12 protein-coding genes are annotated in these 12,159 nt (G+C 71.1%); 5 read left to right on the top strand and 7 right to left on the bottom strand.

Translation table 11 applies throughout. The features are described from left to right. Nucleotides 1-141: 141 nt before the first annotated feature. Both AC5LUJ_RS18370 and AC5LUJ_RS18365 read right to left on the bottom strand, forming a co-directional pair. Nucleotides 142-1,068, bottom strand: a complete 927-nt coding sequence (locus tag AC5LUJ_RS18370; protein ID WP_493465364.1) for a M56 family metallopeptidase — start codon at nt 1,066-1,068, stop codon at nt 142-144. Next, nucleotides 1,065-1,481: a BlaI/MecI/CopY family transcriptional regulator gene (locus AC5LUJ_RS18365; RefSeq protein WP_250283396.1), complete on the bottom strand. Its 417-nt coding sequence runs from the start codon at nt 1,479-1,481 to the stop codon at nt 1,065-1,067. Before AC5LUJ_RS18365 ends, AC5LUJ_RS18370 begins: the two co-directional genes overlap by 4 nt. A 190-nt stretch (nt 1,482-1,671) precedes the next feature. Here AC5LUJ_RS18365 and AC5LUJ_RS18360 point away from each other — a divergent pair, with 190 nt between their 5' ends. The 4 genes from AC5LUJ_RS18360 to AC5LUJ_RS18345 all read left to right on the top strand — a co-directional run bounded on the left by AC5LUJ_RS18360 (nt 1,672) and on the right by AC5LUJ_RS18345 (nt 4,395). Further along, nucleotides 1,672-2,652, top strand: coding sequence for an ABC transporter ATP-binding protein (locus AC5LUJ_RS18360; protein WP_250283394.1), 981 nt, complete (start codon nt 1,672-1,674; stop codon nt 2,650-2,652). Then, complete coding sequence (locus AC5LUJ_RS18355; RefSeq protein WP_250283392.1) at nt 2,649-3,533, top strand: ABC transporter permease; 885 nt, start codon at nt 2,649-2,651, stop codon at nt 3,531-3,533. The genes AC5LUJ_RS18360 and AC5LUJ_RS18355 overlap by 4 nt, the downstream gene beginning before the upstream one ends. 6 nt (nt 3,534-3,539) lie before the next feature. Then, nucleotides 3,540-4,001, top strand: coding sequence for a hypothetical protein (locus AC5LUJ_RS18350; RefSeq protein ID WP_445548525.1), 462 nt, complete (start codon nt 3,540-3,542; stop codon nt 3,999-4,001). A 106-nt stretch (nt 4,002-4,107) separates the two neighbouring features. Continuing rightward, nucleotides 4,108-4,395, top strand: a complete 288-nt coding sequence (locus AC5LUJ_RS18345; RefSeq protein ID WP_250283390.1) for an undecaprenyl-diphosphate phosphatase — start codon at nt 4,108-4,110, stop codon at nt 4,393-4,395. A 308-nt stretch (nt 4,396-4,703) separates the two neighbouring features. On the opposite strand, the gene AC5LUJ_RS18340 is transcribed toward AC5LUJ_RS18345, so the two are convergent. The 4 genes from AC5LUJ_RS18340 to AC5LUJ_RS18325 form a co-directional block, all read right to left on the bottom strand. Continuing rightward, nucleotides 4,704-5,381, bottom strand: a complete 678-nt coding sequence (locus AC5LUJ_RS18340; protein WP_250283389.1) for a Crp/Fnr family transcriptional regulator — start codon at nt 5,379-5,381, stop codon at nt 4,704-4,706. A gap of 126 nt (nt 5,382-5,507) precedes the next feature. Then, entirely contained in the window at nt 5,508-5,894 is a 387-nt protein-coding gene (locus tag AC5LUJ_RS18335) for a CBS domain-containing protein (RefSeq protein ID WP_250283388.1), read from the bottom strand. A 229-nt stretch (nt 5,895-6,123) separates the two neighbouring features. After that, nucleotides 6,124-7,053 (bottom strand): branched-chain-amino-acid transaminase, encoded by a 930-nt coding sequence (ilvE, locus tag AC5LUJ_RS18330; RefSeq protein ID WP_250283387.1) that lies wholly within the window; start codon nt 7,051-7,053, stop codon nt 6,124-6,126. Nucleotides 7,054-7,332: 279 nt separating this feature from the next. Next, nucleotides 7,333-8,373, bottom strand: a complete 1,041-nt coding sequence (locus AC5LUJ_RS18325; RefSeq protein ID WP_250283385.1) for a 3-isopropylmalate dehydrogenase — start codon at nt 8,371-8,373, stop codon at nt 7,333-7,335. Between the two features lie 326 nt (nt 8,374-8,699). Between AC5LUJ_RS18325 and AC5LUJ_RS18320 the strand changes: the two genes are divergently transcribed. Continuing rightward, complete coding sequence (locus tag AC5LUJ_RS18320; RefSeq protein ID WP_250283383.1) at nt 8,700-10,130, top strand: EAL domain-containing protein; 1,431 nt, start codon at nt 8,700-8,702, stop codon at nt 10,128-10,130. 52 nt (nt 10,131-10,182) lie between these two features. Here AC5LUJ_RS18320 and leuA read toward each other — a convergent pair whose 3' ends face one another. After that, the gene (gene leuA, locus AC5LUJ_RS18315) at nt 10,183-11,889 is read right to left on the bottom strand and encodes a 2-isopropylmalate synthase (protein ID WP_493465363.1); all 1,707 of its coding nucleotides are present in this window, start codon (nt 11,887-11,889) and stop codon (nt 10,183-10,185) included. Nucleotides 11,890-12,159: the final 270 nt, after the last annotated feature.

The following is a 12,159-nucleotide window of genomic DNA, read 5'->3' as shown; positions in this document are numbered from 1 at the left end:
GCCCCCGACAAAGCCCGCACCACCCAGCCCCACTCTCACAAAACAGCCCACACCTTTCCCACCCACCACCGAATGATCGGTAAGCCCACCGACCGGCCACTGAGGCGATGTAATCATGACGATGGCTGCGAATATCACCGGTCAGCTCCGGTGCGCGAACGTCGCCTGCGCGCGTTCAAACCGGTGTTCGGTCGTGCGGGAAGTGCCGACGGCGGCGGCCGCGGTGGCCAGAATGAGCGCGGCGAGTACGAGGACCAGGGCAGGCTGCGGTTTCGGAGGCGGCTCCCGTAGTGCCCGTGCCCGATGGGCGAGGTCGGTATGCACGGCGCCGAGCGCCGCGGTCGGCATGGTCGCTGTGCCCGCGCGGGCGAGGCCGGCGCGGGCCAGCGCGCGGACGGCAACAGCGCGGTTGTCGGTGGTCGCGGCGGCGTCTTCGTCGGCCCAGCGTTCGACGGCGAGGCGGACGGTGGCGGCAGGTGCCCGCAGGAGCGGGTTGGCGGCGGCGGCGAGGTCGGCGAGCTGGGTGTAGGCGTGGTGGCGGTGGCGGAGGTGGGAGTGTTCGTGGGCGAGCAGAACGCGGCGTTCGTCGGCGGGTAGCGCGCGCAGCATCGCGGTGGACACCACGATGCGGCCGGTGAGTCCGGGCAGGGTGTAGGCGTCGGGGCGGTCGTCGTCGACGATGACCAGACCGGTGGGGGCGGGTCCGAGCCGGCGGCAGGTGAGTTCCGCGGCGGCCAGGTCCTTGCCGACACCGACCGCCCGGCGGGTGGCGGCGGCGAGCAGCCCGATGACGATGGCGGCGGGCAGCAGCCCGGCCGGGGCCGGCAGCGGGTCGTGCCCGCGCACCACGGTGGTCGACCAGTGTCCGACCGCGGCGAGCGGGGGCAGTGGGGCGAGCAGGGTGAAGGCGACGACCGCCAGGATGAAACCGGTGGCCAGCGCGGTCACCAGGCAGGCGGTGGTGAGTAGCCGGGTGGCGGCGGCGGGCGGCAGCCGCCGGCCGAGCCAGCCGCCGCCGACGGCCAGCAGCAGGCTCGTGGCGAACGGGACGAGCGCGACGGCCGTCATCGCCGAGGCCCGCCGTCCGCGCTGTCGACGTCGGCGGCCGGCTGGTGGGCTGCGAGGAGGCCGACGAGGAGCTGTTCGTCCTCCGGACTCAGGTCCGCGACGAAACGGGCCAGCGTCTCGGCCCGCTGTGCGCCGGCGCCCAGCACCCGGATCATCTGCCGGGCGATGAGCGCGGCGTCGAGAGTGTCCGGGTCGGCGGCCGGGGCATAGGCGAAAGAACGCCCGGCGGGCGCCCGGGTCAGGGCACCCTTGTCGTGCAGGCGGGCGAGGGTCGTCATCACCGTGGTGTAGGCCAGGGGCACGCCGAGTTCGGCGAGTGTCTCGGCCGGGGTGAGGGGCCGGCCGGCCGCCGCGATCGCGGCAAGTATCTCCCGTTCGAGTGCTCCCGGTTCGCGCCTGGGTCTCCGCGCCACTCTCGCCCTCCTCGCTACTACTAGATTGATAGTACAAGGAGTCTGACAGTCGAGCGTGACGTGCGAAGGCTCCATGGCAGCCTTCGAGGTACCAGCCTTTTCAGCGGTCCCGACGCCGCCGCCCGCCACCTCCATCGAGGGTCTACTATTCACCGAGTAGTAGACATGTGGATGTTCGACTGGAGGACGTATGGCGGTCGGTGTCCCGGCGGTGGAGGCTTCCGGGCTGGTCAAACGTTTCGGTGGTCTCATCGCGGTGGATCATGTTGATCTGCGGGTGGATGTCGGGGAGGTGTACGGGATCCTCGGCCCGAACGGCGCCGGGAAGACGACGTTCCTGCGGATGCTGTTCGGGCTGATCCGTCCGGACGCCGGGACGTTGCGGGTGTTCGGCCGGACCTGGGGGGATGCCGGCCCGTCGATGTTGGACGGGGTCGCCGGGTTCATCGAGAGTCCGCGGTTCTACCCCTACCTGTCCGGCCGGCGGAACCTGAACCTGCTGGCCGGCCTGGACCGCGGCGGGGCGGACAGCCGGATCGACGAGGTGCTCGACGTCGTCGACCTCGCCAGACGGGCGGGTGACAAGGTCGGGGGCTACTCGTTCGGGATGCGCCAGCGCCTCGGGGTCGCCGCGTCGCTGCTGCGCGACCCGCGGCTGCTCGTGCTCGACGAGCCGGCGAACGGCCTGGACCCCGCTGGCATCCGGGACATGCGCGCCCTGGTCAAACGGCTTGCCGCCGGGGGGCTGACCGTGCTGCTGAGCAGCCACAACATGGACGAGGTCGAGGAGATCTGCGACAACGTCACCATCATGCGCACCGGCCGGGTGGTCTACCACGGCTCGATTGACCAGCTGCGCGCCCAGGCCCCCGACCCGTCCCATCGGCTGATGACCAGCGACGACGAGCAGGCGCTGCGCCTGGCCGCCGGCCATCGGGCAGTGGCCGTCTCCGTCCATCCCGACGGCGGCCTGGCGCTGCGCGCCCAGGCCGCCGACGCGGACGCCTACATCATCGCCCTCGGCCGGTCCAACCTGGCGGTCCGCGCCCTTCACCTGGAGATCGCGCCGCTGGAGTCGCTGTTCTTCATGCTCACCGAAACCGACCCGGAGGCCGGTTTCGGTGAGCCCGCCCAGACCCAGCCGGACACCCTCACCGGAGTGACCTCGTGACCACCCCAGCCACCACCGCCACAGCCCCGGTACCGCCCGCGACGGCCTGCCCCCGGCCGGTCGGCCGTGGCCGGGTGGTCACCGCCTACCGGTGGGAGATCACGAAACTCGCCGCGCAGGCCCGCACCCGCGCCACGCTCGCCGTCTGCCTCGTCGCGCCGTTCGTGTTCGTGGTGCTGCTCGACCGACAGGACCGCCTGCCGAAGGACACCCTGTACGGCCGGTGGGTGCACGCCAGCGGCTTCGCGACCCCGCTGCTCGTTCTCGGGTTCGCCGCCCAATGGGTGTTCCCGCTGCTCACCAGCCTCGTCGCCGGCGACATCTTCGCCAGCGAGGACCAGCACGGCACCTGGAAGACGATCCTCACCCGCTCCCACAGCCGCACCCAGATCTTCTGGGCCAAGGCGCTCGCCGCGGCCACCTTCGCGGTGCTCCTCCTCGCCGTCCTCGCGCTGAGCTGCCTGGCCGCCGGGGTGCTCCTCGTCGGCCACCAGCCGCTGGAGAGCCTGTCGGGCACCCTGCTGCCGTCGGGACGCACCGCCGGGCTGGTCCTCGCCGCCTGGGCGAGCACGCTGCCGCCCCTGCTCGGCTTCACCGCGTTGGGGATCATGCTGTCGGTGCTGACCCGCAGCAGCCCCGCCGGGATCGTCGGACCGATCATCCTCGGTCTGCTCATGCAGCTCTACGCCTTCCTCAACGGTGCCGACACGATCCGTCACCTGCTGCTGGTCACCCCGTTCGACGCCTGGCACGGCCTGCTCGCCGCGCACCCTTACTACGGCCCGCTCCGCGACGGCACGCTCGTCAGCGTCGGCTACATCCTCATCTGCCTGGCCATCGCCTACACGGCGCTGCGCCGCCGCGACATCACCGGAGGCTGACCCGCCATGCCCCGTCCCACCTCCAACCGGCTGATCCGCGCGGCCGTCGCCGTCGGCGCCGTCACCGCGCTGACCGCCGCCCTCGCCGGCTGCGCCACCGACGTCACCCGGCCCCGCGTCGAAGCCTCGGTCGGCCCCGTCTTCACCAACCTCTACGTCCAGCAGCAGGCCCTGCTCGGCCGCCCCGGGCTCACCCCCGCCGCCGTCGCCGCCAAACCCGACTGCCACCGAAGCACCCCCGGATCGCACGACAGGGGCGCTGGCAGCGACTGGATCTGCCAGGTCGGCTGGACCGACGCGGCCGGCAGGGCCCAAAACGGCAAGTTCGAACTCCAGGTCCGCTCCAACGGCTGCTACCAGGCCGGCGGCCCCACCAAAATCGTCGGCCCGGTCATGATCCAGACCTCCACCGGTAAAAATGTGATCAACCCGGTGTTCGAGTTCGACGGCTGCTTCGACACCACATGAACGCCACACGAGGCGGCAAACCCGGGCGGCCCGGCGCCCGTCCGGGAGCGCCTGTGACAACTCAGCGGCGGGCGGGCGAGCCACTCCGACGAGCGGAGACGCGGTCGTGCATGAACTGACGTACCCGCAAGCGGGCGTCATCGGACTCCTGCAAGGAATCACCGAGCTGTTCCCGGTCTCCAGCCTGGGCCGCTCGGTGCTGGTACCCGCGCTGATCGGCGGTTCCTGGCAGCACCTGGTGACCGAGAACGCATCGGGCAACAGCGAGGGCTTGCCCTACCTGGCGTTCGTCGTCGGGCTGCACGTGGCCACCGCCGCCCTACTGATCTTTTTCCGGTCCGACCGGGCCCACATCATCCGGGCCTTCCTCACTCCACCGGCCCGGTCTCGATGAGCACGGCTACGGCGACTGCGGTTACGGGAGCTGCCGGAAAATAACTCCGGTTGCTGATGTCGGTCTTGTTGCGGGGCTGACAGCAGCCTCTCTCGATCGAGAACCGCAGTTATTGATCGACGGATCCTAAGAACCCAGAGCCCCAGATCGCCACACGGCTACACGGCCACACGGCCACACGGCCACACGGCCACACGGCCTTCACCTTTTGGATCATCATCAGATGATCCAAAAGCCCCGGACGGCGGCCCGCCCAAGAGCCAGGGGTCCCCAAATAGTCGCGAAAGCGACTATTTGGGGGAGGCCCCTCAGTCGCCGGCGAAGCGGCGGAGGCGTTCGACCTGCAGGATGGTGACGGTCTGGCCCTCGGCGAGGATCCAGTTGCGCTTCTCGAACTCTCGCAGGGCCTGGTTGACCGACTGGCGTGAGCCACCCAGCAGGGAGGCGATCTCGGTCTGGGTCAGGCCCAGTTCGATCAGCGGGCGCCCGGACTCCCGCATCCGCATCAACAGCAGCTTGGCGACGCGCCGAGGCAGGTCGAGGAAGACCAGGTCGGCGTTTGCCCCGGTCAGCCGGCGGACGTGGGCCACCAGCGCCCGGATGAGCTGTTCGGCGACGGCCGGGCGCTCCCGGACCAGCTCCCACACGGCGGCCCGGTCGAGGACGACGGCCTCGCTGGGCTCCAGCGCCTCGACGCTGGCCGAGCGCGGGCCGGCCTCGACGATGTTGAGCTCGCCGAGGGTGTCGCCGGGGCCGGCGATGTTCAGGACGTGGTCACGGCCGTCGTCGGCGGTCGTGAGTATTTTCAGGCGGCCGGAGGCCACTACGAGCAACGTGTCAGCTGGATCACCTTCAGTAAGCACAACCTGGCCGCGGCGGTATCGGCGCACGACGGAGCGTGCGGCGAGACGCGCCAGAGCCGGCTCGTCCAGTTCCTTCAGCAATGTGGTCGCCCGCAGCAGCGCGACTACCTCTTCCTCCTGCACACCGTGACCGTAGCGCCAATGTCGGGAAATGTGGGCGCCTGGTGCCCCCCTTGTGCAGTGATGTGCGTCGATGGAGCAAAAAACGGCGCAGAAGGAACAGTTGACCAAACAGATGAACAGCGGTTCCTAAACGGATGCACGCTGGACGCTCCAGCAACGCACTACATCGCGCATGGACAACACGCCGGCCACGTCACCCCGATCGCAGACGATCAGATGCCGGAACCCGCCACGCAGCATCACACCGGCAGCCTCCGACAACGACCAGCCGGGATCGGCGAACACGACGTCCCGGGCGACATGATCTCCGACCAGTTCGGCATCCGGGTTCTGACCGGCCGCCACCGACGTCAGAACATCGCGTTCGGTCAGGATGGTGTACCCCTCGCCGTCGACGTCCCGCACAATGGCCGCGCCCACCTTCCGGGCTGCCATCAGCCGCGCCGCCTGACGCAGGGTGTGGTTCGGGCCGATCATGAGTACCGGACTGGTCATCCCGTCGGAAACCCGCATCACGCCTCTCCCCAGGGCTTGTGCACTTGTGAAAAAGAGCCTGACAGGAGAGAGTAGGCGCGGAATGGTCCGTTGACCAGACCGTCACCGCGAACAACGGTCCGTGGACGGAACATGGTGCAACATGGGCGGAACCCGGACGGACGGGAGCGGACTCCTCCGGTGGGTCGTCGGTCGTCCAGGCGCTGGCCCGCGCGACCGGCGGCCCACCGGGGGATGCCTGCGGAGCTCAGGACTCCTGGACGAGCTCGTTCCAGTTCTTGTAACGGTCAATCTCCCCGCGGGTCGCCTGGTGGAACAGCTCGAGCAGTTCGCGGGTGATCGGGCCAGGGCGGCCCGTCCCGACCGGACGGTCGTCGATCTCGACGATCGGCACCATCTCGGCCGCGGTCCCGGTGAAGAACGCCTCGTCCGCCAGGTACAGGTCGGTGCGGACGATGTGCTGCTCGCGGACCTCGTACCCCTGGTCCGCGGCGATCTGCATGATGGACGCCCGGGTGATGCCGCCGAGCGGCCCGTCGCTGAGCGGCGGGGTGATCAGCCTGCCCTCCGAGACGATGAAGACGTTCTCGCCCGACCCGTCGGCGACGTTCCCGTTGGGGCTGGTCAGGATGGCCTCGTCGTAACCGGCCTTGAGCGCGGCGACCTTGGCCAGCGACGAGTTGAGGTACTGCCCGGACGCCTTGGCCGCCGGCGGAATGATGTTGTTGTCGTTGCGGCGCCAGGTGGACACGGTGGCCCGGCAGCCGTTCTGCTCCGCGTCGGCGCCGAGGTAGGAGCCCCAGGGCCAGACCGCGACCATCACCTCGACCGAGGAGGGCAGCGGGTTGAGGCCCATCTCCCCGTACCCGAGGTAGATCAGCGGCCGGATGTAGCAGGCGTCGACCTTGTTGACCGCGACCGTCTCCTTGACGGCGGCGATGAGCTCGTCCTGCGTGAACGACGGCTCCATCATGTAGATCTTGGCGCTGCGGTACAGCCGCGCGATGTGGTCGGTCAGCCGGAACACGGCGCTGCCGCGGGCGGTGGGGTAGGCGCGGATGCCCTCGAAGACACCCCAGCCGTAGTGCAGCGTCGGGTTGAGCACGTGGATGCGGGCGTCGTCCCAGTCGACGAACCGGCCGCTCATCCAGATCTTCGATGTCGGTGTGATGGACACAGGTGACTCCAGGCGTATGCGACGAAGCGGGTGGGCGAGTGACGATCGTGCCGATCTTCGCCGTGGTCAGGCCCCGTCGGCTGCCGTCGTACCGGATCTACGGCCCTTCAGAGAATAGCGTTTCTCCGGCCACCCGCATCGACTCGCGCACGGACAACCACCTTCTGAGCAGGAACGACGACAGAAAGTATCAGACCGGTCGCGCGACCGCGCACGACAGGCCCGCCTGCCGGAGCGACCGGCTCAGCCGGCCCGGACAGCCCGGCCGGCCCGGACAGCTCAGCCGGCGACCCGCGCCGCCAGGTCCTCCCCGACCTCCCGCGTGGAGATCTGGTCGTGTGGGTAGCCGCCACGCGGCCGGGAACGGTCGGCCAGGGAGGCTGCGACCGCCGCCTCCACCCGGGCGGCCTCCTGAGTCCGGCCCAGATGCGCCAGCAGCATCGCGACCGACAGCACGGTGGCGGTCGGGTCGGCGATCCCCTGCCCGGCGATGTCCGGCGCGCTGCCGTGCACCGGCTCGAACATGCTCGGGTTCTTCCCGGACGGGTCGAGGTTGCCGCTGGCGGCCCGGCCGATACCGCCGGTGATCGCCGCGCCGATGTCGGTGAGGATGTCCCCGAACATGTTGTCGGTCACGACCACGTCGAAACGCCCCGGGTCCGTGACGAAGAACATCGACGCCGCGTCCACGTGCTGGTAGTCGACCTGGACGTCGCCGAACTCGGGGGCGGCCTCGGCGACCGTGCGCAGCCAGAGGTCCCCGGCGTTGGTCAGGACGTTGGTCTTGTGGACGAGGGTGAGCCGCCGCCGGGGGCGCGCCTGCGCCCGGCGGAACGCGTCCCGTACGACGCGCTCGACGCCGAAGCGGGTGTTGAGGCTCTCCTCGGTGGCCACCTCGTACGGGGTGCCGCGGCGCAGGGTGCCGCCGGCGCCCGCGTACGGGCCCTCGGTGCCCTCCCGTACCACGACCATGTCGATGGTGTGCCTGCCGGCCAGCGGCGTGGCCACGCCCGGGTAGAGCCGCACCGGGCGCAGGTTGACGTGGTGGTCGAGCTCGAAGCGCAGCCGCAGCAGCAGCCCGCGTTCGAGGATGCCGCTGGGGACCCCGGGGTCGCCGACCGCGCCGAGCAGGATCGCGTCGTGCTCGCGCAGCTCGTCGAGCACCGAGTCCGGCAGGGTCTCGCCGGTGGCGTACCAGCGGCGCGCGCCCAGGTCGTAGTCGGTGGTCTCCACCTTGGGCTCGATGACGCGCAGGACGCGCAGGCCCTCCGCGACGACCTCTGGCCCGATACCGTCCCCACCGATGACCGCAAGCCTCATGAACGCGACTGTAATCCGTCACCGCCCACTCGCGGCGCCCACCCCTGCCCGGGGGCGTGGCGGGTCTTCCCGCGGGCCTCGGTGAAGATTTTTCCGTGTGCTTCCCGCGGACACGCCCGGGAACCGCCCGGGACGGACACGGGGTGCGCGACACGCACGATGAATCGCCGATGGTGACAAAGGTCCCCGCAGGTCCTCACGTACAGTGCACCGACCACATACCACAACGGCCTCGGCAAGCAGCTTCGTAACCGGCTGGAGGCGAGCGGGCATCTCCCCCGGTCGGGCACGCGTGGCATGCGACGACACAAGGGAGTGTACGACGCATGATCGTTGAAACGACGTCACCACCGGTCCGCTCCGCCACCCACCACACGTCCGGTCCCGTCCAGGCGACCGGCCCCGCGGACGAGTGGTCCGCCGCGCTGCGCGACGCGCTGGCCGACCCGGGGCAGCCACGCATCGTCTTCCAGCCGATCGTCGATCTCCAGCGTGGCATCATCGCCGGGTACGAGGCGCTGGCGCGTTTCGGGTCGGCCGCGGCGCCCTCGCCCGACCTGTGGTTCGCCGCCGCCGAGCGCGCCGGGGTCGCCGCCCGCTTCGAGGCCAGGGTGCTGCGCGCGGCGCTGGCGGCCCGCGAACGGCTGCCACCCGACTGCTTCCTCAGCGTCAACGTCATGCCGAACCTGCTGACCACCACGGAGGTGGCCGCGGTCTGGGCCGACGCCGACCTCAGCCGGCTCGTCCTGGAGTTCAACGAGACGGTCAGCGTCGAGCGGACCCCCGGGCTGGCCGCCACCGTCCAGGCGCTGCGCGAGCGCGGCGGCCGCATCGCCATGGACGACGTCGGGTCCGGCTACGCGGGGCTGCGCCAGATCGCCAGGGTCCATCCCGACCTGGTCAAACTCGACCGGGAGCTGGTCGCCAGCGCCGACGGCGACCAGGTGCTGCGGACGCTGACCGAGCTGGTCAACGTCTTCGCCAGCAGGCTGGACGCCTGGGTGATCGCCGAGGGCATCGAACGCGACGAGGAACTGGCCGTGCTCGTCGGGCTCGGCGTCCCGCTCGGGCAGGGCTGGTACCTCGGCCGCCCCGCGCAGAGCTGGCAACGTCTCGACCCCGCGATCTCCCGGCGGATCCGGCTGCTCGCCCAGCGGACCGGGCGCGGCGAGGGGGTGGGCAGCCTGCTCGAGCAGGTACGGATCTCCGTCGGGGACGGCCGGGCGCAGCGCCGGGGCACCTCGGCGCCGGCGGCCTGGTGGCCCGGCACGCCGGCACCGCCACATCCCAGCGGTGGCGCACATCCGGGCGGTGGCGGCAGCGGCGCGGTCGTCGTCGTGAACCGGCACCACCAGCCGGTGGCGCTGCAGCTGCCCGTCTCCCCCGGCGCCGCCGCGGCCCGGCGGGTGCCGGCCAGCATGGTCGCCCGGCCCGACGAACACATCGTGGACGTGGCGCGCCGGGCGATGGGCCGCGTGCCAGCGCTGCGGTTCGACCCGGTCGTGGTGGTCACCGAGCTGGGCCGGCCGGTCGGCCTGGTCCGCATCGAACGGCTGATGCTCCGGCTGGCGGAGATGTCCGGCGGACGCCCGCGGCCACGGGAGCACGAGCGTCCACGGCCACGGGGACAGGCCCTGGAGCGGGCGGCCCCGGACCGGATCGCGGTGGAGCGGGCGGCGGCGCGCCCGGCTCCCGGGCCCGGCCTCGGGAGCGCGGCCCCAGGCCCCGAAGGCACCCCGGGCACCCGACGGCGGTGAGGCCCGGGATGCCCGGGCCTCACCGCCGGAGAGCTTCGGACGGCCGGGGCCCTCAGGTACCCGCGGCGGCCTGGACGCCCGGGACGATCGGCTGCTCCCGCGCGGCCCGGTTGACCGCGCTCACCACCGCGCGCAGGGACGCGGTGACGATGTTCGGGTCGATCCCCACGCCCCAGAACACCCTGTCCCCCACCGCGACCTCGAGGTAGGCCGCGGCCCGCGCGTCCGCGCCCGAGCCCAGGGCGTGCTCGTGGTAGTCGAGGACGCGTACCTCGACGTCCCGGGTGCGCAGCGCGGCGACGAACGCGTCGATCGGCCCGTTGCCGGTGCCGCTGATGACCTCCTCACCGCCGTGGATGCGCACCGAGACCCGGACCTCGTCGCGTTCCCCGTGCGCGGCGGTGGTCCGGGAGCCGAGCAGCTCCAGCGGGGCGTCGGAGGCGGCGGCGGTCAGGAAGTACTCCCGGGAGAAGATCTCCCACAGCTCCTCGCCGGTCACCTCGCCACCGATGTCGTCGGTGTGGCGCTGCACGGCGTGGGAGAACTCGATCTGCAGCCGGCGGGGCAGGTCCAGGGAGTGCTCCGCCTTCAGCAGGTAGGCGACGCCGCCCTTGCCCGACTGGCTGTTCACCCGGATCACGGCCTCGTAGGAGCGGCCGACGTCTTTGGGGTCGATGGGCAGGTAGGGCACCTCCCACAGCCGCTGCCCGGTCCGTTCCATCGCCTCGAAGCCCTTCTTGATGGCGTCCTGGTGGGAGCCGGAGAAGGCGGTGTAGACGAGGTCGCCGCCGTAGGGGTGCCGGGGGTGCACCGGGAGCTGGTTGCAGTGCTCCACGGTCCGGCGGATCTCGTCGATGTCGCCGAAGTCGATCTCCGGGTCGATGCCCTGGGAGAACAGGTTCATCCCCAGGGTGACCAGGCAGACGTTGCCGGTGCGCTCGCCGTTGCCGAACAGGCATCCCTCGACCCGGTCGGCGCCCGCCAGCACCCCGAGCTCCGCGGCGGCCACGGCACAGCCGCGGTCGTTGTGCGGGTGCAGGGAGAGCACGACCGCGTCCCGCCGGGTCAGGCTGCGTGACATCCACTCGATCTGGTCGGCGTAGACGTTGGGCGTGGACATCTCCACGGTCGCCGGCAGGTTCAGCACGACCGGCCGGTCCGCGGTGGGCTGCCAGACGTCCATGACCGCCTCGCAGACCTCCAGGGCGTAGCCCAGCTCGGTCCCGGTGAACGACTCCGGGCTGTACTGCCAGCGGACGTCGGTGCCCGCCAGCAGCTTCTCCGCGTACCGGGCGCACCACTGCGCGCCCTGGACGGCGATGTCGGTGACGCCGGCCCGGTCGAGCCCGAACACCACCCGGCGCTGCAGCGTCGACGTCGAGTTGTACAGGTGCACCAGCGCGTTCGGCGCGCCGACGAGCGCGCGGACCGTGCGTTCGATCAGCTCCTCCCGGGCCTGGGTGAGCACCTGGATGGTGACGTCGTCGGGGATGTGCCCGCCCTCGACGAGCTGCCGGATGAAGTCGAAGTCCGTCTGGCTGGCGGCGGGGAAGCCGACCTCGATCTCCTTGTAGCCCATCCGCACCAGCAGCTGGAACATCTGCGTCTTGCGCGCCGGGGTCATCGGGTCGATCAGCGCCTGGTTGCCGTCGCGCAGGTCCACGCTGCACCACCGGGGCGCGCGGGTGATCGTCCGGTTCGGCCAGGCCCGGTCGGGGAGGTCGACCGGGACGAACGGCCGGTACTTGTCGACGGGCATGCCGGAAGGCTGCTGTACGCCGGGAAACTGCCGTGGGGTGGTCACCGCTTCTACCGCTCCTGCTTCGGGAGAGAACCTGTGGCGGCCAGCGCGCACCAACAACCCCCGCGACGAGGAAGCCGGCCTGTCTCAGGCCTCGCCGCGGCAACTAAGAAGCAGAAGCGTGCGCATACTGCGGCGAGCTTACTACCCGACGGCTCACGGCGTCCGCCACACCGCCCGGCAAAGCCGTCCGCCGCGCTGCCCGAGGTGCGCTATCTGACAGGCGCT

Source organism: Protofrankia sp. CiP1_Cm_nod3 (assembly GCF_982290655.1).
Note: the sequence above shows the minus strand (reverse complement) of the source record. Positions and strands in the feature narration are given on the sequence as shown.